Below are 21,515 nucleotides of genomic sequence, written 5' to 3' on the forward strand. Positions count from 1 at the left end.
TCGACTACGGCAACGCCGAGCGCAACAGCCGCGACAACGGCAACGGCACGATGGAAGCCATCTACTTCGGCAACATCAAGGTCTGGGGCTACGGCGCCGGCAACGGCCCGTGGATCATGGCCGACCTCGAAAACGGCCTGTTCTCCGGGGTCAACCAGCGCTACAACGCCAACGACCCGAGCATCAGCCACCGCTTCCTGACCGCCATCGTCAAGGGCGGCCCGAACCGGTGGGCCATCCGCGGCGGCAACGCCCAGTCCGGTGGCGTGTCGACGTTCTACGACGGAGTGCGCCCCAACGTCGCCGGCTACAACCCGATGAAGAAGGAAGGCGCCATCATCCTGGGCATCGGCGGTGACAACAGCGTCGGCGCCCGCGGCACCTTCTACGAAGGGGTGATGACGTCCGGTTATCCGTCGGACGCCACCGAAAACGCGGTGCAGGCCAACATCACCGCGGCCGGGTACGCCACCGGTTCGACCGGAACCGGCCTGACGCCGGGTACGTCCGTTTCGCTGCGCGCCACCACCGCCTGCTGCACCGACCGCTACCTCCACCACACCGGATCCACAGTGGACACCGCGGTCGTCGGCAGCGGCAGCTCCGCCACCGAGAAGGGCAACGCGTCCTGGACCGTCCGGACCGGACTCGGCAGCGGTTCGTGCGTTTCGTTCGAGTCGAAGAACGTCGCCGGGCAGTACCTGCGGCACCAGAACTACCGGCTTTACCTGCAGGCCAACGACGGGAGCTCGCTGTTCGCCCAGGACGCGACCTTCTGCCCGGAAGCCGGCCGCAACGGCCAAGGTGCCTCGCTCCGGTCCCTCAACTTCTCCGACCGGTACGTCCGCCACTACGACAACATCGGCTACATCGCCGCCAACGGCGGTTCGAACACCTTCGACAGCGCCACCGCCTACAGCGACGACGTGAGCTGGCTCGTCAGCTCCCCGTGGGCTTCTTGACCGAGTAGCTGTCACGCGCCCTGCCGCCGGCCGGGCCGGGTGCGTGATAGCGCTTTCTCGAACCGTCTTGTCGGGCGGTAACCCCTGCGTTACGCTCGGCTGGGAACTTTCCCAGCCGTATTTTGCCGATGACGTTTTGTTGATAGCGTCTTTTTGATAGCGCAGTGTCATCGAGAGCATGACTGCCAACGGAGGCACCATGTCGGCCGCTCGAGCACCGTTCACCGCCGTCTTCCTTTGCCTGACAGCGTTGCTGGCCGCGCCGGCCGGCGCGCTCCCGGCGGCCGCCGCGGCCGCGTATCCCGCTCCCGGGCGCGTCACCGGCGACATCGGCGTGCACGACCCGAGTGTGGTCAAACGCCCGGACGGCAGCTACCTGGTGGCGCACACGGGGGACAACATCGCGCTGAAGACGTCCACCGACCGCATCGCCTTCTCGGGCGCCGGTTCGGCCTTCCCGAACGGTGCGTCGTGGACCACCCCCTACACCAACGGCAGCCGCAGCCTCTGGGCTCCGGACATCTCCTACCGCAACGGCCAGTACCACCTGTACTACGCGGCCTCGACGTTCGGCTCCAACCGGTCGGCGATCTTCCTGGCCACCAGTCCCTCCGGCAACTCCGGCACCTGGACCCACCGCGGTCTCGTCGTCGAGTCGCGCACCGGCGACACCTTCAACGCCATCGACCCGAACCTGATCGTGGACGACCAGGGCCGGTGGTGGCTGGACTTCGGCTCGTTCTGGTCGGGCATCAAGCTGATCCAGCTGGATCCCGCGACGGGCCTGCGCCTCGGCAGCGGCATGACCGCCGTCGCCGGGCGCGGCGGGGGTGCGATCGAGGCGCCCTTCATCGTCAAGCGTGGCCAGTACTACTACCAGTACGTGTCGTTCGACCTGTGCTGCCGCGGCGCGTCGAGCACCTACCGGGTGATGGTCGGCCGCTCCACCAGCCTCACCGGCCCCTACACCGACCGCAACAGCGGGTCGATGACCTCCGGCGGCGGCACCGAAATCCTCGCCGGCCACGGCAGCATCCACGGGCCGGGCCATGAGGCCGTGCTCGCCGACAGCGACGGCGACCTGCTCGTCTACCACTACTACGGCGACAACGGCGCGGCACGCCTCGGCATCAACCGCCTGACCTACGACTCGGCCGGCTGGCCGGTCGTCACCTGATCCTCGCCTGATCCCGAACCCCACCAACGACTCGACGAGAGGACGGCCGGATGCGCATCCGCCGAACCGCTGTTGTCCTGGCCGTCTCCGCGTCCCTGCTGAGCCCGGCGGTCGCGGAGGCCGCGTCCCCGGGCGGTGCGCTGCCGGGGACGGTCACCCTGACGGAGTCCGCCCTCCAAGGGGTGCACGGCACCGCGCCCGACGTCACGATCCGCAACGTGCTCACCGTGACGGCGAGCGGGGCGGCGCTGCGGGTGCGGCTGAGCAACCCGTTCGGTGCCACCGCCATGACCGTGCGGTCGGTGTGTGTCGGCCGGCAGCCGTCGACGGATTCGCCGGCGCTGGTGCCGGGGTCGAACCGCCGCGCCACGTTCGGCTTCCGGCACGCGGTGACGATCCCGCCGGGCGCGAGCGCGTGGACCGACCCGCTGCCGCTGTCCGTCCGCCGCGGCGACCACGTCGCGGTGAGCGTGTACGCGCCGGGTTCGCCGGTCAACGACCACACCTTCCCGCCGCCCCAGACCGCCACGCCGGGGTCGTTCACCTCGGCCGGAGCGGGTGACGCGGGAGCCGACGAGTCGGGAAGCGCTTATGGTCCCTTCGCACCCGGCGTCCTGTGGTGGGCGGACGCGATCAGCGCCGTGTCCCCGACCCGCGGCACGATCGTCGCCCTCGGCGACTCGATCACCGACGGCTACAACGCCTTCGGCGGCGGCCCGCGCTGGACCGACGTGCTCGCCGAGCGCATCGGGACGCTGCCACCGCCGCGGCGGCTGTCGGTGGCCAACGCGGGGATCAGCGGCAACACCGTCAGCGTGCAGCCGAACCCGTACGACCCCACCGGCCAGTGCTGCGGCCCGCCGGCGCCGGCCCGGCTCGACCGTGACGTGCTTTCCCTGCCGGGGGTCCGGTACGTCCTGCTCCTGGAGGGAACGAACGACATCGGCGGCGGCGACTACGCACCACCCGCCCCGGCCGGGCAGGTCATCGACGCGATGCGAACCATCGTCCGGCGGGTCCACGCCACGGGCCGCAAGATCGTCGGCGCGACGATCCTGCCGATGTGCAACGCGGCCGGCAGTCCGAAGGAGCAGGCCCGCCTGGCGGTCAACGCGTGGATCCGCACCTCCGGAACGTTCGACGCGGTCCTCGACTTCGACGCGGTGCTGCGCGACCCGGCGGACCCGACGGTGATCCGCGCGGACTGGCGCAGCGACTGCTACCACCCGAACGCGGCCGGCGACCGGCTCCTGGGCGATTCGATCGACCTCGGGGTGTTCGCCCGCTGAAGCCGGCCGGCCGGGTTTCGAGCTGCCCACGGCGCTCGAAACCCGGCGGGGCCTGGCTTCCGGTCAGCGGTGACCGGGCTCAGCCGGCCGCGAGCGGCGCGACCGAGACGTAGTCGATGTTCGGGGCGTACTTCGAGCGCTGACCGAACGGGTTGTAGGTCTTCCCGTCCCAGTCCGGCAGTTCCTGGGCGGTGAAGGTGAGCGTGTTGGTCCCGGCGCGCAGGTCGACCGGGACGGCGAGGTCCCGGAACTGGTTGAAGTGGAACGTCGTCGGGAACAGCACCCGCCGGGCGGCGGCGCCGTTGACGGCGATGTCGGCGTGCCGCGCGACCGGGTCGGGGTTGTAGTGCGTGGGGATCGATTCCTCCGCGTTGGCGTAGCGGACGACGAGGACGTGCCGGCCCGCCCGCTTCGCCGTCACCTGCAGGGTCAGCGCGTTGCCCGGCCCGTCGCCCACCGCGGTGACGACCTGGCCCGACGCGAACGAGAAGTCGCTGCTCCGCTGGGGCGGCCCCGGTGAGGACGCCGGTTTCGGCTTCGAGCCGGGCCGGGGCGCAGCGACACCGCGCCCGGGCCGGAGGAGCCGCGGACGTCGTACCGGATCGTGGCCTTGGCGAGGTCGGCGTACTCCGCTTCGTAGCCCGTGCGGCCGTCGGTGGCGGGATCGACGCCGTCGGCGGTGAGCGGCACGCGGGTGCCGGTGTGGTCCCAGACCACCCACTCGTAGGAGACCGGCAGGTTCAGCTGCCGCGGGTCCTTGCCGTCGACCCGCAGGAAGACGTTGGTCGGGCCTTGGGCGACGACGCTCGGGTACTTGTTGTAGGTGTTGGAGGAGACGCTGAGGTGGTAGCGGCCGTCCTGGGGCACCTCGACGTCGAAGGACAGCTGGACGTCTGATCCGGTCCGCAGCCCGCCGACGTTGTAGTTGCCGGCGAACTTGCCGACGTTGCCGGGGTTGCCTTCCGGACCGTTGCGGCTCCAGCCGGTGCCGGTGTGCGCGGCGTCTTCCTGCACGGTCACGTGCACGCGGTTGCCGAACAACTTCCGGTCGACGTGGGCGAACCGGACGTCCGCGGCTCCAGAGGAACCGCCGAAGAGCGTGCGCGACTGCCGCTTGGCGCGATCGAGGGTCGCGGCCCTTGATCAGGTCGTAAGCCTGCTTCCACTCGGCGAAGAAGAACTGCGGGCCGGTCAGCCAGCTGACGTTGTCGAAGCTGTACTGGCCGGTGCCGTACATGTTCCCTTCGGGTTCGTTGAAGGGGACGTACACGACGTGGTCGCGGGAGCCCGACGCGAGGACCTGCTTCACCTGGGGGTCAGCTTGGCGCGGTAGTCGTCGATCCCGGCCTGGCCCTGGGCGCGCTGGTAGGGGAAGCCGCGGTAGATGTCGGTCATGTACACGTAGACGTCGCGCCCGCCGGCGGCGTCGCCGAGAGTGCGGCGGGCAGGACAGTTCGCCGTTGAACCACGGGGGACTCCGGGCAGGTCGAGGGGAGGTCGGTGACCATCGAACCGGTTCGATCGCGAAGTGCGCACTACGTCAGCCGCTAGTGGAAAGCCAACGGGCGAGATATCGAACCGGTTCGATGACGGTCGCGGCAGGCCCGGCGGCCTCGGCGGAGCCGGTCAGTCGCGGCGGCGCCGGGCGCCCGTGCTCGACCGCAGCGAAATCGGCGGCTCCAGCAGGGCGTGCCGCGGTGCCGCACCGGCGTCGGCGATCTGGGCCAGGAGCAGGTCCACGGCCAGCCGGCCCAGCTCGACGGCGGGCACGTCCGCCGCGGTGAGCGGGGGGTGGAAGTCCTCGGCCAGCCGTTCGGCGATGACCCCGGTCAGCGAGAAGTCGCGGGGCACCTCCAGTCCGGCCCGGTGCAGCGCGCGCTGGACGCCGGGCAAGGCCGCCTCGTTGATCGTGACCGCCGCGGTCACCGAAGGCCACTGCGTCCGGATCTCCTCGAAGCAGGCCAGGCCGGCCGCGGCGTCGTCCGCGCAGCACACGGTGCGCGCGGTCAGGCCCCGCGCGGCGGTGGCCTCGAGGAACCCGGTCGCCGACCGCAGTGCGGGCCCGTACCCGGCCGCGACGAGCTCGGCCGAGCGGTTGATCAGCACGACTTCGTCGTGGCCGAGATCGGCGAGGTGGTGCACGCAGCGCGTGATCAGGGCGCCGTAGTCGACGTCCACCCACCAGGACGCCCCGGGGTGCTCGACGTGGCCGATGGTCACGAACGGCAGGCTCGCCTGGCTCAGCCGCTCGACCCGCGGGTCTTCGAGGAGGATCTCCATCAGGATCACGCCGTCGACCCGGCGTCCGGTCACGATGCGTTCGAACGAGCGGTCGTGGTCGCCGCCGCTGGGGGAGAGCAGCACGTCGAGGTCGTGGGCGGCGGCCGCGTCGACGACGCTGCCGACGAACCCCAGCTGGACGTCGGTCAGCCGGCGGCTGGCCGGCGGAACGACCAGGCCCAGCGTGCGCGTGCGGCCTTCGGCCAGTGCGCGGGCGCTGGCGTTGGGCCGGTAGCCGAGTTCGGCGATGACGTCGTTGATGCGCTGCACGGTGGCCGCCGACACCGGTCGTTTGCCGCTGAGCGCGTACGACACGGTGCTGCGCGAAACCCCGGCGCGCTGCGCGATCTCCCCGATGTTCATGCCACTCCTGACCGTTGCCGAGAACCGGTTCGATCGTAGTACACGCAGTATTGCGCAGGAGTGCTTGCGAGGTTTACGGTGACGCCGCCATCCACCATCGAACCGGTTCGATGACGGATAGACCGCCTCCAGGTCGTCGCTGGTGCCGACAGGAAGGACCTCTCATGAAGCGTCACCCGATCATCCGGCTGCTGTCGGCGGCCGTCGCCGCGACGACGCTGGCCGCCTGCTCCTCCGGGCCGGCCCCCGCCGCGGGGGCGGGCGGGACGGGCGCCGACGGTGCCTTCACGGTCTGGGACCCCTACCCGCAGTTCGACGCGAGCTCCGCGTGGGCGAAGGTCATCGACAAGTGCGGCGCCGACGCCGGGGTCAAGATCGCGCGGCAGGCGTTCGACACGACCGACCTCACCAACAAGGTGCTGCTCGCCGCCCAGCAGAACACGGCCCCGAACGTCCTGGTGGTGGACAACCCCGTGGTCTCCACGCTGGCCGAGGGCGGGGTGCTGAAAGCCAACGCGGAAACCGGCCTCGACGCCGCGCAGGCCGCCCCGAACCTGCTCGCCGCGGCCGACGTCAAAGGCCAGGTGTACGGCGTGCCGATCGGCGCGAACACGCTCGCCCTCTACTACAACAAGTCCGTGCTGACCGCGGCCGGCGTCGACCCGGCGTCCGTGCGGGACTGGGCCTCGCTCGACGCGGCCTTGGCCAAGGTGCACGCCGCGGGCAAGAAGGGCATCACGTTCTCCGCCATCGGCACCGAGGAAGGCAGCTTCCAGTTCCTGCCGTGGTTCTGGGGCGCGGGCGCGAACCTGACCGACCTGGCTTCGGCCGGCGCCGTCTCGGCCCTCGCGCAGTGGAAGTCCTGGCTGGACCGGGGGTACGCGCCGAACTCGGTGGTCGGCAACACGCAGACGACCAGCTGGCAGGAGTTCGCGACGGGCGAGTACGCCTTCGCCGAGAACGGGACCTGGCAGCTGCAGAACGCGAAGAAGGCCGGCTTCGAGTACGGCGTCCTCCCGATCCCGGCGCGCGCCGGGGGAGCGGCCCCGGCGCCGACCGGCGGCGAGTTCGTCACCGTGCCGGCCCAGAGCAGCCCCGACGCCGAGAAGACCGCGGGCCGGATCGCGTCCTGCCTGACCAGCCCGGCCAACGTCCTCGACTCCGACACGGCGCTGACCTACGTCTCCGCCGTGCCGTCGGTGCAGGAAAAGCAGGTCGGGGCCCAGCCGGAGCTGAAGGTGTGGGTCGACGCGGTCAAGGTCGCGAAGGGCCGCACCGGCGACAACCTCGGCACCCGGTACCCGCGGATCTCGGAGCCTCTCTGGGGCGCGGTGCAGGCCGCGCTCACCGGTGCGAAGGCCCCCGACGCCGCGCTCGCCGCCGCGCAGGCGACCGCGGCGTCGGCGAAGTAGGCCGGCTCGTGCAGGACATCCGCCGGCCGGTCACCGCCCGTCCGGACGCCCCGGCGCCCGGACGGGCGCGGCGCGAGCCGCGCCGGCGGCCGCAGCTGCTCGCCTGGGCGTTCCTCGCGCCGCTCGTCGCCTACCTCGTGCTGTGCTACGGCTATCCGCTGGTCACGAACATCGATCTCAGCCTGCGCAGCTACACGGTCCGCACCTTCGTCCACGGCGGGGCGCCGCTGGTGTGGTTCGACAACTACGCAGCAGTGTTCGCCGATCCGACCTTCCGCACGGCGCTGCTCGACACGGTCGTCTTCACCGCCGCGTCGCTGCTCTTCCAGTACGGCATCGGCCTGGCGATGGCGGTGTTCTTCGCCCGGAACTTCCGCCTGGGCCCGACGCTGCGCGCCCTGTTCCTCGTGCCGTGGCTGCTGCCCCTGATCGTTTCCGGGTCGACCTGGGCGTGGCTGCTCAACAGCGAGTCCGGCGTGGTCAACTCCGTGCTGGGCTGGTTCGGCGCCGGCCGGATCGACTGGCTGACGTCGCCGTCGTGGTCCCTGGTCTCGGTGATCATCGCCAACATCTGGATCGGCGTGCCGTTCAACCTCGTCGTGCTGCACAGCGGCCTGCAGAACATCCCGGCCGAGGTGTACGAGGCGGCGTCGCTCGACGGCGCCGGGGCGTGGCAGCGGTTCCGGCACGTCACCTTCCCGCTCCTGCGGCCGGTTTCGGCGATCACCCTGCTGCTGGGGCTGGTGTACACGCTGAAGGTGTTCGACGTCATCTGGATCATGACCAAGGGCGGCCCCGGCGGATCGTCGACCACCCTCGCCACCTGGTCCTACCAGCTCGGGTTCGGCAGCATGCTGCCGCGGTTCGGGCCCAGCGCGGCCGTGGGCAACGTGCTCATCCTGCTGGCCCTGGTCGCGGGGCTGCTCTACATCCGCGCGCAGCGCAGGCAGGAGGCACCGTGATCCGGCGCTGGCGCACCGCGGTGGGGCTGGTCCTCACCGCCGTGATGCTGTTCCCCGTCTATTGGATGGTCAACGTGTCGCTGACGCCGGCCGGGCGGATGCGCAAGTCGCCGCCCGACTGGTTCCCGGCCGCGCCGACGTTCGAGGGCTACGAGCGGGTCCTGCGCGAGCAGCTCCCGTACTTCGCCACCAGCCTGTTCGTCGCGCTCGGCACCGTGGCGCTGACGCTGGCCCTGGCTGCACCTTCGGCGTACGCGCTGGCCAAGCTGCGCCCGCGCGGGCACCGGGCGCTCGGGTTCGTGCTGCTCGTCGCCCAGATGATCCCCGGCATCATCATGGCGCTCGGCTTCTACGGCAGCTACGTCTCGCTGGGCATCACCAACACCGCGTGGGGGCTGGTCCTCGCCGATTCGACGATCGCGGTGCCGTTCGCCGTGCTCATCCTGACCTCGTTCATGGCTTCGGTGCCGGACGAACTCGTCCAGGCGGCCACGATCGACGGGGCCGGCCCGGTGCGCGCGTTCTGGTCGGTGGTGCTGCCGGCGAGCCGCAACGGAGTCGTGACCGCCGGGCTGTTCTCGTTCCTGTGGGCCTGGTCGGACTTCGTCTTCGCGGCGACGCTCGACGGCGGCGGCTCGATGCGGCCGCTGACCCTGGGCATCTACCGCTACATCGGCAACAACAACCAGGAGTGGAACTCCATCATGGCGACGGCGGTGGTGGCTTCCGTGCCGGCCGCCGTGCTTCTCGTGCTGGCGCAGCGGTTCGTCGCCGCCGGCGTCACCGCGGGCGCCGTCAAGGACTAGCCCCTTCCGGAAAGGACGACCCCTGTGCCCACCGGCGATCAGGAATTTTCGCTGCGGGAGATCCCGTTCAGCTACCCGGGATCGTGGTTCGACGTCTCCCCGGTGGTGGCCGAGGCCACCTACGCCGACGACCTCCACCTCGTCTCCCACCGCCACGGCATGCACGCCGTCCTGGCGCTGGTCCCCGAAAGCGGCGGCGAGCCGGCAGCCACGCCGTCCGCACTCACCTGGGGCACGGCCGACCGGGGGATCACGGCGGCGTTCGCGGCACCGGAGACGCTGAGGATCGCCGGGCGCGGCCTCCAGCTGCGGATCCGCGCGGCCGAAGCCACGCTGACCCCGTTCACCGGCACCTACTTCTTCACCGATCCGGTCGACGGCTCGGCCGTGTTCACCTCCTACGAAACGGGCTGCCGCTACCGGGTCACCGTCCTTTCCGGACACGTGCGGCACGTCGGTGCCGAAGCACTCGGCACGGCCGAGCGGGCCGTCGTCGTGAGCGGCGATGCCTGGGAGGTGGTGATCGAGGAACTCCCCGGTGCCCGAGAGCCGTACTCGACGGCGCCGGCGTTCGACGACGTGGTCGCCGCCGCCCGGGCCGGTTTCGCCACTTTCGCTGATTCGGTGGCGCCTTGGCGCAGCGAACGCACCCCGGCGGCCGAGCTGGCCTGTTACGTGCTCTGGTCGGCCATCGTGGCGCCCGCCGGGTTCGTCGGCCGGCCGGCCGTGCTGATGTCGAAGCACTGGATGGACAAGGTGTGGAGCTGGGACCACTGCTTCAACGCCCTGGCTCTGGCGGGCGGACGGCCCGAGCTGGCCTGGCACCAGTTGCAGGTCGTCTTCGACCACCAGGACGACCGGGGTGCGCTGCCCGACTCGATCACCCACGCCGAGGTGCTGCGCAACTTCGTCAAGCCGCCCATCCACGGCTGGGCACTGAGCCGCCTGCGCGGCCGCCTGCCCGGTGGCCTGCCCGAGACCGAAGGCGGATCGGTCTACCGGCAGCTGGCGGCGTGGACGACGTTCTGGCTCGAGCGCCGCCGCGTGCCCGGCAGCCCGTTCGCCCACTACGAACACGGCAACGACAGCGGCTGGGACAACGCGACCCCGTTCGCCGAACGGCGGCTCGTGCAGACGCCCGATCTGGCCGCGTTCCTGGTCCTGCAGCTGAAGGAGCTGGCGGCCCTGGCCGCCGAGCAGGGTGATGCCGACGCCGCCGCGCGGTGGCACGCCGAAGCGGAGAGCATGCTGGTGTCGCTGCTGGGCGAGCTCTGGGACGGCACGAGGTTCGTCAGCCGCTCGGCCGCGACCGGAGCGGTCCACGCGGGTGCGAGCCTGCTCGAGCTGATGCCGATCGTGCTCGGCGAACACCTGCCGCCGGACGTCCGGGACAAGGTCGTGGCCGGGCTCGAGGAGCACCTCACCGACATCGGGCTGTCGACCGAGTTGCCGACGTCCCCGTTCTACGAGGCGGACGGTTACTGGCGCGGGCCGGTGTGGGCGCCCGTCACCGTGCTGATCGAAGACGGGCTCCGCCGCGCCGGTGCGGTGGCGCTCGCCGACCGGGTCAGCGCGCGCTTCCGCGCGGTGTGCGAAAAGTCGGGGTTCGCCGAAAACTTCGACGCGTTGACGGGCGAAGGCCTGCGCGACCGCGCCTACACCTGGACGGCGAGCGCCTACCTCGTCCTCGCCGGCGATGCTGAGCGCCGGCGCGCGGTGGAGGCGGAGCAGGAAGCGTTTTCCGAGCGGTAGGCCCGGGCAGTCGGCGCCTGACCTGCGAAGCCGCGTGCGGTCGCCGATGGCGGCGCGACGAAGTGCCGGGGGATCCGCGCAGTAGGCTGAGGCGAATGAGCGTGGTACCCACCCCGGAGCACTCGATGGTCGAAACCCGGCACCAGACCCGGTTGCTCACCCTGCTCCGGGACGAGGGCCCGATGTCGCGGGTCGAGCTGGGAGAGCGGCTGGAGCTGCCGCGGGCCCGGGTGGGGGCGGAGGTGGTCCGGCTCGGTGAGGTCGGGCTCGTCGAGAGCGCGGGGCCCTCGGCCAGCCGGGGCGGGCGGCGCTCGACGCTGGTCCGGCTCGCCGGTGAGCTCCGGGTGCTGGCGGTGGACGTCGGTGCGACGTCGGTCGGGGTGGCGGTCACCGACGCATCGTGCGAGGTGCTCGCGCACGCCGTCGAGGACTGTGATGTGCGGCAGGGGCCGCATCCGGTGCTGCGGCGGGTGGCCGAGCTCGCCGCGAAAGTCCGGGACGAGGCGCCCGGCCGGCTGATCGCGGCGGGAATCGGGCTGCCGGGACCGGTCAGCTTCGCCGAAGGGATGGCCGTGGCGCCGCCGATCATGCCCGGCTGGGACCGGTTCAACGTGCGGGACCACCTCGGTGGGCTGTGGGGCTGCCCGGTCGCGGTGGACAACGACGTCAACGCGATGGCGCTCGGGGAGCGGCACGCCGGGGTCGCGCGGTCGACCGACGACCTGGTGTTCGTCAAGATCGGCACCGGGATCGGCTGCGGGATCGTGCTCGGCGGCAAGGTGTACCGCGGGGTCGCGGGCACGGCCGGCGACATCGGGCACATCCGGCTCGACGAGTTCGGCCCGACCTGCGCGTGCGGCGAGGTCGGCTGCCTGGAGGCCTACTTCGGCGGGGCCGCACTCGCCCGCGACGGGCTGGCCCTGGCGCGCAGCGGCCGGTCGGCGTACCTGGCCGAAGCGGCCGCCGAACGCGGAGCGGTCACCGCCCGTGACGTCGGGCAGGCCGCCGCGGCGGGCGACTTCGGCGCGGTCAACCTCATTCGCGACGGCGGGCGCCGGCTCGGCCAGGTCATCGCCTCGCTGGTCTCGTTCATCAACCCGGGGATGGTGGTGATCGGCGGCGGGGTGGCGCAGCTCGGGCACCAGTTGCTCGCCGAGGTGCGCAGCGCGGTGTACCGCCGCTCGCTGCCGCTGGCCACGGGAAACCTCCCGATCGTGCTGTCCGAGCTCGGCGAGACGGCGGGTGTGATCGGAGCGGCTTGGTCGGCGACGGACCGGGCTTTCACGCTCAGCAGCTGAGCCCGTGCAGCACACTGCGTTGCTGAACAACTCTCACGAGTAACGTCGAAATCGGACAGACTTTCGCTTTGAAAATGCAAAAGTCTGTCCGGTTTCGCACGTCTATCCGGGTGAAAAGCACGCCAAACGTCGAGACATCACCTTGACGAGTGATGCCAGTCACCCTACTTTCGCTGCCTGAGCGACAAAGTGCGTTCAGTGGACTGCGCAAGAGGGGGGCACCGTGGCCGTCACCGAAACGAGGCGAGCCGGCTCGGCGAGCCCACGTACGGCGAACCTGGCCGCGGTCCTGCGAGCGCTGCGTACCGGCCCGCTCTCGCGCACGCAGCTGGCGGCCCGCTGCGGGATCGCGAAGTCGGCGGTTCCGGGCCTGCTCACCGATCTCGCCGAGCGCGGCCTGGTCCGGCCCGCCGGCGTCCTCCCCGGCAACGGACGGCCGAGCCGGCTGGTCGAACTGCACGGCGAAGACGCGTATGCGCTGGGCTTGGGCATCGAGGCCGATCGGCTGTCGGCGCTGGTCACCGACCTCTCCGGCCGGGTCGTGACCGAGCTCGCCGCCACCGTCGACGTCGCCGCGCTCGGTCTGCAAAGAGGCATGGACGAACTCGCCTGCCTGGCCCGCCGGGTGCTGCCCGCGCCACCGGTCGGGGTCGCGATCTCCGTGCCCGGGCTGGTCGACCCGGTCGCCGCCGTGCTGCGGCTGGCACCGGCCCTGCGCTGGCGCGACGCCGAAATCGCCGGCCTGATCGCGGCCCGGCTGGATCTGCCCGCGGACGCCATCGCCGTCGACAACGACGCCAACCTCGGTGCGCTCGCCGAGTCGGTCGCGGGCACCGGGACCGAGCTGTTCTACCTCGGTGGCGGGACGGCCGTCGGTGGCGGGTTCGTCTCCGGCGGCACGATCCTGCGCGGCGCGCGCGGTTTCGCGGGCGAGGTCGGGCACATCGCCGTCGACCCGTCCGGCGAACGCTGCCCGTGCGGCCGGACGGGCTGTCTGGAGACGAAGGCGAACCTGGCCGCGGTCCTGCGCGCGGCCGCGGCTCCGGGCGACCCGCTGCACGATCCCGCCCCCGGCGTCGAAGGCCGCGTCGCCCAGCTCAAGCACCGCGTGCGGCGTGGCGACCAGCGCGCGGCCACCGCGGTCCACGAACTCGGCGTCGCCCTGGGGGTCGCACTGTCCACTGTGGTCGACGTGCTCGACCCGGACGTCGTCGTGCTCGGCGGCTACTTCGCGGAACTGGCGGAATGGCTGGTCGAACCGGTCCGCGTCGAACTCGCCACCCGGCCGCTCGGGCAGGCGCGGGTCGTGCCGTCCGAGCTCGGCTTGAAAGCGCCGCTGCGGGGCGCCGCGTACCTGGCCGCCGAGCGGCTGTTCGCGAACCCGACCCTCGTCGAGGAGGTCACGGTATGAGCGAGCTTGCGAGCGAATCATTCAACACTGCGCTTCCGGCTCAGGCGGCACCGAGCGCCAGCGAGGTGTGCGCATGAGCCTGCTTTCCGTCCGCGGGATCGTGAAGACCTTCCCGGGGGTGCGCGCCCTCGACGGCGTCGACCTCGACGTCGAACCCGGGGAGGTGCACTGCCTGCTCGGGCAGAACGGAGCCGGGAAATCGACGCTGATCAAGGTCCTCTCCGGCGCGCACCGGCCGGACGCGGGGGAGCTCACCTGGTCCGGCGAGCGCGTCGAGCTCGCGTCCCCGGTCGACGCCCTGCGCCTGGGTATCGCCACCATGTACCAGGAGCTCGACCTCGTGCCCGGGCTTTCGGTGGCGGACAACATCTTCCTCGGCCACGAACGCGCCCGGTTCGGGTTCACCCGGATTTCCCAGGCCCGCGCCGAGGCCGCCCGCCTGATGGCCCGCCTCGGCCACCCCGGCATCCGGCCGTCCACCGAGGTCGGCAGGCTGTCCGCCGCCGCCCAGCAGCTGGTCTCGATGGCCCGCGCGCTGGCCCACGACGCCCGCCTGCTCGTCATGGACGAACCCACCGCCGCGCTGGCCGGCGAGGAGGTCGACAACCTCTTCCGCATCGTCGGCGAGCTGACCGCCGACGGCGTCGCGGTCGTCTACATCTCGCACCGGCTCGAAGAGCTGCGCCGGATCGGGCACCGGGTGACTGTGCTCAAGGACGGCCGGACCGTCGGCACCGGCCTCGACGCCCGCACCACGCCGACCGCCGACCTGGTCGCGCTGATGGCCGGGCGCAAGGTCGAGACGGTCTTCGGGCCGCGCCACGAGGGGCACGCCAAGACCACCGCCGTGCTCGGCGTCGAGCACCTCTCCCGGAAGGGCGAGTTCGAGGACGTGAGCTTCACCGTCCACGCCGGCGAGGTCGTCGGCATCGCCGGCCTGGTCGGCTCGGGACGCAGTGAGCTGCTGGAGACGATCTTCGGCGCGCGCCCGGCCGACCGCGGAACCGTGACGGTGGAAGGGAAGCCGCTGCGGTCCGGCAGCGTGCCCGCCGCCGTCAAAGCCGGGATCGGCCTCGCGCCGGAGGAACGCAAGAGCCAGGGCCTGCTGCTGGACTCGCCGGTGGTGCACAACGTGACGCTGGCCAGCCTCGGCCGCTACGCGAAGCTCGGCTTCAGCGACCGTGCCAGAGAACTCGACGACGCCGGCGCGAGCCTGCGGCGCCTCGACCTGCGGCCCGCGGACCCACGCCGGATCGTCCGCACGCTCTCCGGCGGCAACCAGCAGAAGGCCGTGCTCGCGCGGTGGCTGGTCCGCGGGTGCCGGGTGCTGCTGCTCGACGAGCCGACGCGCGGCGTCGACGTCGGCGCCCGCGCCGAGTTGTACCGGCTGATCGACGAGCTGGCCGCGAGCGGCGTGGCGATCGTGCTGGTCTCCAGCGAAATCCCCGAGGTGCTCGGGTTGTCCGACCGGGTGCTGGTGCTGCGCGAGGGCCGCGTCCTCGCCGACCGGCGCTCCACCGGGCTGACCGAGGCCGAGGTGCTCGACGTGATTCTCGAGGGGAGCGCGGCATGACCGAAACCCAAGCACCGCCACAGGAAGCGCTTCCCGCCCAGCGGCGGCGGTTCTCCTACTCCGCCGACCCGCGGCTGCTCGGCCTGGCCGGCGTGCTCGTCGTGCTGTGCCTGGTCGGCCAGTTCACCCGGCCCGAGCTGTTCTTCACCGAAAGCAACATCTCCACGATCCTGCGGCTGGCCGCCGCGATCGGCGTGGTCAGCGTCGGGATGACGTTCGTGATCATCAGCGGCGGCATAGACCTGTCCGTCGGCTCGATGGTCGGCCTGGCCGGCGTCTGGCTCACGACGTTGGCCACGCAGTCGTACGGGCCGTGGGTGATGGTCGTCTGCGGCCTGGCGGTCGGGCTCGGCTGCGGACTGATCAACGGCGTGCTCGTCGCCTACGGCAAGGTCGTGCCGTTCATCGCGACGCTGGCGATGTACGTCTCGGCGCGCGGGCTCGCCGAGCGGATCAGCGGCCGCCGCACCCAGGTCGTCGCCGACCAGGACTTCCTCGCCTTCTTCCGCGGGGACTTCCTCGGCATCCCGACGCTGATCTGGCTGTTCGCGCTCGTGTTCGCGGTCGGCTGGGTCGTGCTCAACCGCACCACCTTCGGCCGCCGGACGTACGCGGTCGGCGGCAACGCCGAAGCGTCGCGGCTGGCGGGGATCAACGTCAAGCGCCACCTCGCGCTCGTCTACGGCGTGGCCGGGCTGTGCTGCGGGATCGCCGCGCTCATGGTCGTCGCGCGGACGACGGCCGGCGCGTCGACCAACGGCATGTTCTACGAACTCGACGCGATCGCGGCGGTCGTCATCGGCGGCACGCTGCTGACCGGTGGCCGCGGGTCGCTCATCGGCACCCTCGTCGGCGTGCTGATCTTCACGGTGCTGTCGAACATCTTCACGCTGAACAACCTGGACACCGACATCCAGAACATCGCCAAGGGCGTGATCATCGTGCTCGCCGTGCTCTTGCAGTTCCGGGCCAGGAAAGCCAGGACCGGTAGTTAGATCACCACCGATGGAGGCCGCCATGACCGAACACCCCTTCCTCGGCCGCCGGGGATTCCTGCTGGGCGGGGCCGCCGTCGGCGCCGGCGCGCTGCTGGCCGGCTGCACGGGCAACACGCCGGCGAACCAGGAGTCGAACGCGCCGGTCGCCAACGCGGGCAACAACGCCCAGCCGGGCAAGCCGATCACCATCGGCTTCTCCGCGCCGGCCGCCGACCACGGCTGGATCGCGGCGATCACCAAGAACGCCAAGGCCCAGGCGCAGAAGTTCAGCGAGGTGAAGTTCACCGCCACCGAGGGCACCAACGACGTCAACCAGCAGATCTCCCAGGTGGAGACGCTGATCAACGCCAAGGTCGACGTCCTGGTGATCCTGCCGTTCGACGGCAAGGCGCTCACCGCGGCCGGCCAGCAGGCGATGGACGCCGGCATCCCGGTGATCAACCTCGACCGCGTCTTCGACACGCCGCTGGCGTACAGAACGTGGATCGGCGGCGACAACTACCGGATGGGCGTCAACGCGGGCAACTACATCGCCGCGGAGCTCAAGAAGAAGAACGTCGCGAACCCGATCATCGGCGAGGTCGCCGGGATCGACTCGCTGCCGCTGACCCAGGAACGCAGCAAGGGCTTCAAGGACGCGCTGGGCCGCGCCGGGTTCAAGGTCGGCCCGCGGGTGTCGGCGCAGTTCACGTCGGAGTCGGGTGAGCAGCAGACGGCGAACCTGCTGCAGGGCGCACCCAAGCTGGACGCCCTGTGGAACCACGACGACGACCAGGGCATCGGCGTCAACGCCGCGATCGACACCGCGGGCCGCAAGGAGTTCATCATGGTCGGCGGCGCGGGCTCGAAGAACATGATGAACCTGATCAAGGCCGACTCGTCGCCGATCAAGGCGACCGTGCTCTACAGCCCGTCGATGGCGTCGACGGCGGTTGCGCTCGCCCGCCTGCTCGGGCAGCGCAAGGGGATCGGCGACTTGGCCGAGCACGACATCCCGGCCGAGATCACCACGTACTCGGCGGTCGTGACCAAGGAGAACGTCGACCAGTACCTCGACGTCGGCTTCGACTCCTGACCGGTTTTCCAGCAAGAAGAAGGAGGGGTATGAGCCCGGGACGCGAAACGATCGGGATCGGCATGGTGGGCCACGCGTTCATGGGCGCGGTGCACTCCCACGCCTGGCGCAGCGTGCACCGGTTCTTCGACCCGCCGCTGGTGCCGAGGCTCGCGGTGCTCGGCGGCCGTGACGAGACCCGGGCCAAGGCGGCGGCCGACCGGTTCGGCTGGGAAGACGTCGAGACCGACTGGCGCAAGCTGGTCGCCCGGGACGACGTCGGCCTGGTCGACGTCTGCACGCCCGGCGACAGCCACGCGGAGATCGCGATCGCCGCGCTGGAGGCCGGGAAGCACGTGCTGTGCGAGAAGCCACTGGCCAACTCGGTCGCGGAGGCCGAGGCGATGGCGGAGGCGGCGCGGCGGGCCCGTGAACGCGGGGTACGGGCCATGGTCGCGTTCAACTACCGCCGGGTGCCCGCGCTCGCGCACGCCAGGAAACTCGTGGCGAGCGGGGCGCTCGGCGAGCTCCGGCACGTGCGGTCGGTGTACCTGCAGGACTGGCTCTCCGACCCGCAGGCGCCGATGACCTGGCGGCTGCGGCGCGAATCCGCCGGTTCGGGCGCGCTGGGCGACCTGGGTGCGCACATCGTCGACGCCGCCCAGTTCGTCACCGGTGACCTGATCACCGGCGTCTCGGCACTGACGAACACTTTTGTGAAGCAGCGGCCGGCCGAAAACGGCGGCACCGACGAGGTGACCGTCGACGACACCGCTATGTTCCTGGCGAGGCTGTCCGGGGGAGCGGTGGCGACCTTCGAAGCGACCCGGTTCGCGCTGGGCCGGAAGAACGCGATGCGGCTGGAGATCAACGGGTCGAAGGCGAGCCTGGCGTTCGACTTCGAGGCGATGAACGAGCTGCAGCTCTACGACGGCACCGGGACCGAGGCCGGCTTCCGGCGCATCCTCGTCACCGAACCGCAGCACCCGTACGTCGGCGCGTGGTGGCCGCCGGGGCACCTCCTCGGTTACGAGCACACGTTCACCCACGAGGTCGCCGACTTCCTGGACGCCATCGGCGCGGGCACCGACCCCGCGCCGAGCTTCGACGACGGCCTGCGCGTCCAGCGGGTGCTGGACGCCGTCGAAAAGAGCGCCGCCGGAGAAGCGAAATGGACCGCGGTGGAGGAAGCAAAATGAGCCGTCCCGTCACGTTGTTCACCGGCCAGTGGGCGGATCTGCCGTTCACCGAGGTCTGCAAGCTCGCCGAGGAGTGGGGTTACGACGGGCTGGAAATCGCTTGCTCGGGCGACCACTTCGAGGTCGACCGCGCACTGTCCGAAGAGGACTACGTGCCGGGGCGGCTGCGGCTGCTCGCCGAGCACGGCCTCAAGGTGTGGGCGATCTCGAACCACCTCGTCGGCCAGGCCGTCTGCGACGACCCGATCGACCACCGGCACCAGGCCATCCTGCCGTCCCGCATCTGGGGTGACGGCGAACCCGAGGGCGTCCGGCAGCGGGCGGCGGCCGAGATGGCCGACACCGCGCGGGCGGCGGCGAAGCTCGGCGTGAACACGGTGATCGGCTTCACCGGGTCGAAGATCTGGAAGTACGTCGCGATGTTTCCGCCGGTCACGCGCGATGACATCGATGACGGTTACGCCGACTTCGCCCGTCGGTGGCACCCGATCCTGGACGTCTTCGACGAGGTGGGGGTCCGGTTCGCGCACGAGGTCCACCCGTCGGAGATCGCGTACGACTACTGGACGACCAAGCGCGCCTTGGAAGCCGTCGACCACCGGCCGGCGTTCGGGCTGAACTGGGACCCGTCGCACTTCGTGTGGCAGGACCTCGACCCGGTCGGGTTCATCCTCGACTTCGCCGACCGGATCTACCACGTCGACTGCAAGGACACCCGCAAGCGCTTCGACGGCCGCAACGGACGGCTCGGCTCGCACCTGGCCTGGGCGGATCCGCGGCGGGGCTGGGACTTCGTGTCCGTCGGCCACGGCGACGTGCCGTGGGAGGACTGCTTCCGGGCGCTGAACTCGATCGGGTACAGCGGCCCGATCTCCGTGGAGTGGGAGGACGCCGGGATGGACCGGCTCCGGGGCGCGGCGGAGGCGGTGAAGTACCTGCGCGAGCACCTGTTCGACCAGCCGTCGGCGGCTTTCGACGCGGCTTTCAGCAACCAGAAGTGAGGGAGTTCCATGTGCACCGAAAACACAGCGGCGCGGAGCGCTTCCGTTGAGGGTGGCGGCGGGGGCATGGACGGAGTAACTGAGCAATACTCCCGACGGACCATCCTGGGCGTGGCCACGGCCGCGCTCGCGACGGTCGCCCTCCCCGGCGTCGCGGGCGCCGCCACGGCCCGGCGCCGGATCCCGCTCGACCGGATCAGCATCCAGCTCTACTCCCTGCGTTCCCTCCTGCAGAACGACCCCGAAGGCACGCTCTCCGCGCTGGCCGACATCGGCTACCGGAAGGTCGAGCTGGCCGGGACGTACGGCCGCAGCGCGACGGAGTTCCGCGCCATCCTCGACCGGTGCCACCTGAAGGCGTCGTCGACCCACGTGGGCATCGACGGCGACCTGAACCAGCTCATCGCCGACGCGAAGATCTTGGGGAACTCCCTCGCCAACGTGCCGTTCGCGCAGTTCGCCACCATCGCGGAGTGGGAGGCCTTCGCGGGCCGCCTGAACACCGCGGCGGCCGCCTTCCGGACGGCCGGGATCAAGCTCGGCTACCACAACCACGCCCACGAGTTCGCGCCGATCGACGGCGTGCTCCCGTACGACGTGCTCACCGCGAAGACGAACAAGCGGGACGTGCACCTGGAAGTCGACCTGTTCTGGGCGGTGACCGGCGGCGCGGACCCGGTGGAGCTGTTCCGGCGGCACTTCCCGCGCGTGACGCAGTACCACGTCAAGGACATGACCGCCGACGGGCAGATGACCGACCCCGGCACCGGCGTCATCGACTTCCCGCGCATCTTCGCCGCTTCCTGCCACAACATCGCCGAGTACATCGTCGAACACGACCAGCCCACCGACCCGCTCAACACCGCCAAGGTCGGGTTCGAGTACCTCCGCACCGTGCGCTTCTGACCCCGGGGGAATCCACATGCGAGTGTCACGTCGGTCGATGCTGGCCGGAACCGCGGCGGGCGTGCTCGCGCCCGCCGTCGGAGTCGCCGGGACGGCGTCGGCCGCGGGCCTGACCCGCCAGATCACCATCTACGCCGAAGCCCTGCCCGGCGGCCTCTACGGCTACGGCCTCGAGCCGGGCAAGGCCACGATTCCGGGGCCGCTGCTGGAGGTCTACGAGGGCGACACCCTCGAGATCGAACTGGTCAACCGGACCACCCAGCGGCTGTCGATCCACCCACACGGCGTCACCTACGACACCGCGTCCGACGGCGCTCCGCTCAACGCGTCGTTCAACAAGCCGGGCGAGACGCGGACCTACACCTGGCGCACGCGGACCCGGTACGACGCCGGCGGCGGGTTCTGGATGCCGGGCAGCGCCGGCTACTGGCACTACCACGACCACGCGATGGGCACCGACCACGGCACCGGCGGCCTCGCGCGCGGGCTCTACGGCGGGCTGATCGTGCGCAAGCGCGGCGACCTGCTGCCCAGCAAGCAGTACACCGTCGTGTTCAACGAGATGATGATCAACCACCAGATGGCGCCCGACACGCCGATGTTCGAGGCGCGGCTCGGCGAGCGCGTCGAGTGGGTCTGCATCGGGTACGGCAGCCTGCCGCACACGTTCCACCTGCACGGGCACCGCTGGGCCGACACCCGCACCGGGATGCTCGGCAGCGCCGCTGACAACGCTGCCATCGTCGACAACAAGAACCTCGACCCCGGCAGCTCGTTCGGTTTCCAGGTGCTCGCCGGCGAAGGCGCCGGGCCCGGGGTGTGGATGTACCACTGCCACGTCCAGACCCACTCCGACGGCGGGATGGTGGGCCTCTTCCTGGTCCGCAACGCCGACGGCAGCCTGCCCGACGGGGCCCAGGACGCGATCGACCGGTTCAAGCAGCACGAACATGCCGGGCACGACACGAATTCCGACGCCCGCACGCACGCACGAGGAGGGGAGCTATGACGAAGCTTTTGGGGGGTCCAGGGGGGCTTGCCCACCTGGCGGGGTCTGGGGCTCGGCCCCAGA

At 71.0% G+C, this 21,515-nt stretch carries 19 protein-coding genes; 16 read left to right on the plus strand and 3 right to left on the minus strand.

Translation table 11 applies throughout. The annotated features are described in order from the left end of the window. From AB0M80_RS35215 to AB0M80_RS35225, 3 genes are all read left to right on the plus strand, one after another. A partial coding sequence (locus AB0M80_RS35215) for an alpha-L-arabinofuranosidase B (RefSeq protein WP_364573589.1) occupies window positions 1-962 on the plus strand: 962 nt, incomplete at its 5' end. Window positions 963-1,140: 178 nt separating this feature from the next. Continuing rightward, a complete protein-coding gene (locus tag AB0M80_RS35220) occupies window positions 1,141-2,139 on the plus strand; it encodes an arabinan endo-1,5-alpha-L-arabinosidase (RefSeq protein WP_364573591.1) in 999 nt (332 codons plus the stop codon). Window positions 2,140-2,189: 50 nt separating this feature from the next. Next, complete coding sequence (locus tag AB0M80_RS35225; protein WP_364573593.1) at window positions 2,190-3,428, plus strand: GDSL-type esterase/lipase family protein; 1,239 nt, start codon at window positions 2,190-2,192, stop codon at window positions 3,426-3,428. A gap of 79 nt (window positions 3,429-3,507) precedes the next feature. Here the strand turns inward: AB0M80_RS35225 and AB0M80_RS35230 are convergent, their stop codons facing one another. The 3 genes from AB0M80_RS35230 to AB0M80_RS35240 all read right to left on the minus strand — a co-directional run bounded on the left by AB0M80_RS35230 (window position 3,508) and on the right by AB0M80_RS35240 (window position 6,203). Continuing rightward, window positions 3,508-3,885 (minus strand): hypothetical protein, encoded by a 378-nt coding sequence (locus tag AB0M80_RS35230; protein WP_364573595.1) that lies wholly within the window; start codon window positions 3,883-3,885, stop codon window positions 3,508-3,510. After that, window positions 3,858-4,448 (minus strand): hypothetical protein, encoded by a 591-nt coding sequence (locus tag AB0M80_RS35235; RefSeq protein ID WP_364573597.1) that lies wholly within the window; start codon window positions 4,446-4,448, stop codon window positions 3,858-3,860. The genes AB0M80_RS35230 and AB0M80_RS35235 overlap by 28 nt, the downstream gene beginning before the upstream one ends. A gap of 606 nt (window positions 4,449-5,054) precedes the next feature. Next, a complete protein-coding gene (locus AB0M80_RS35240; RefSeq protein WP_364573769.1) occupies window positions 5,055-6,203 on the minus strand; it encodes a LacI family DNA-binding transcriptional regulator in 1,149 nt (382 codons plus the stop codon). A gap of 32 nt (window positions 6,204-6,235) precedes the next feature. Here AB0M80_RS35240 and AB0M80_RS35245 point away from each other — a divergent pair, with 32 nt between their 5' ends. The 13 genes from AB0M80_RS35245 (at window position 6,236) to AB0M80_RS35305 (ending at window position 21,452) form a co-directional block, all read left to right on the plus strand. Further along, the gene (locus tag AB0M80_RS35245) at window positions 6,236-7,483 is read left to right on the plus strand and encodes an ABC transporter substrate-binding protein (RefSeq protein ID WP_364573599.1); all 1,248 of its coding nucleotides are present in this window, start codon (window positions 6,236-6,238) and stop codon (window positions 7,481-7,483) included. An 8-nt stretch (window positions 7,484-7,491) separates the two neighbouring features. Beyond that, window positions 7,492-8,445: a sugar ABC transporter permease gene (locus AB0M80_RS35250; RefSeq protein ID WP_364573601.1), complete on the plus strand. Its 954-nt coding sequence runs from the start codon at window positions 7,492-7,494 to the stop codon at window positions 8,443-8,445. Continuing rightward, entirely contained in the window at window positions 8,442-9,251 is an 810-nt protein-coding gene (locus AB0M80_RS35255) for a carbohydrate ABC transporter permease (RefSeq protein WP_364573603.1), read from the plus strand. The genes AB0M80_RS35250 and AB0M80_RS35255 overlap by 4 nt, the downstream gene beginning before the upstream one ends. Before the next feature lie 24 nt (window positions 9,252-9,275). Next, window positions 9,276-11,003 carry a trehalase family glycosidase gene (locus AB0M80_RS35260; RefSeq protein WP_364573605.1) on the plus strand — a complete coding sequence of 576 codons (1,728 nt, stop codon included), beginning with the start codon at window positions 9,276-9,278 and terminating at the stop codon, window positions 11,001-11,003. Between the two features lie 95 nt (window positions 11,004-11,098). Next, entirely contained in the window at window positions 11,099-12,301 is a 1,203-nt protein-coding gene (locus AB0M80_RS35265) for an ROK family transcriptional regulator (protein WP_364573607.1), read from the plus strand. A gap of 223 nt (window positions 12,302-12,524) precedes the next feature. Next, the gene (locus tag AB0M80_RS35270) at window positions 12,525-13,712 is read left to right on the plus strand and encodes an ROK family transcriptional regulator (RefSeq protein WP_364573609.1); all 1,188 of its coding nucleotides are present in this window, start codon (window positions 12,525-12,527) and stop codon (window positions 13,710-13,712) included. A gap of 73 nt (window positions 13,713-13,785) precedes the next feature. Continuing rightward, entirely contained in the window at window positions 13,786-15,285 is a 1,500-nt protein-coding gene (locus AB0M80_RS35275; protein ID WP_364573610.1) for a sugar ABC transporter ATP-binding protein, read from the plus strand. Beyond that, window positions 15,282-16,280: an ABC transporter permease gene (locus AB0M80_RS35280; RefSeq protein WP_364573611.1), complete on the plus strand. Its 999-nt coding sequence runs from the start codon at window positions 15,282-15,284 to the stop codon at window positions 16,278-16,280. Before AB0M80_RS35275 ends, AB0M80_RS35280 begins: the two co-directional genes overlap by 4 nt. Window positions 16,281-16,302: 22 nt before the next feature. Next, on the plus strand, window positions 16,303-17,358 hold the full coding sequence (locus AB0M80_RS35285) for a substrate-binding domain-containing protein (protein WP_364573612.1): 1,056 nt from the start codon (window positions 16,303-16,305) through the stop codon (window positions 17,356-17,358). 29 nt (window positions 17,359-17,387) lie between these two features. Next, a complete protein-coding gene (locus tag AB0M80_RS35290) occupies window positions 17,388-18,536 on the plus strand; it encodes a Gfo/Idh/MocA family oxidoreductase (protein ID WP_364573614.1) in 1,149 nt (382 codons plus the stop codon). Continuing rightward, a complete protein-coding gene (locus AB0M80_RS35295; protein ID WP_364573616.1) occupies window positions 18,533-19,537 on the plus strand; it encodes a sugar phosphate isomerase/epimerase family protein in 1,005 nt (334 codons plus the stop codon). Before AB0M80_RS35290 ends, AB0M80_RS35295 begins: the two co-directional genes overlap by 4 nt. Window positions 19,538-19,603: 66 nt before the next feature. Further along, window positions 19,604-20,443 (plus strand): sugar phosphate isomerase/epimerase, encoded by an 840-nt coding sequence (locus tag AB0M80_RS35300; RefSeq protein WP_364573618.1) that lies wholly within the window; start codon window positions 19,604-19,606, stop codon window positions 20,441-20,443. Between the two features lie 16 nt (window positions 20,444-20,459). After that, on the plus strand, window positions 20,460-21,452 hold the full coding sequence (locus AB0M80_RS35305; RefSeq protein ID WP_364573620.1) for a multicopper oxidase domain-containing protein: 993 nt from the start codon (window positions 20,460-20,462) through the stop codon (window positions 21,450-21,452). Window positions 21,453-21,515 lie beyond the last annotated feature (63 nt).

The organism is Amycolatopsis sp. NPDC051045 (genome assembly GCF_040682955.1).
Taxonomy (GTDB): domain Bacteria; phylum Actinomycetota; class Actinomycetes; order Mycobacteriales; family Pseudonocardiaceae; genus Amycolatopsis.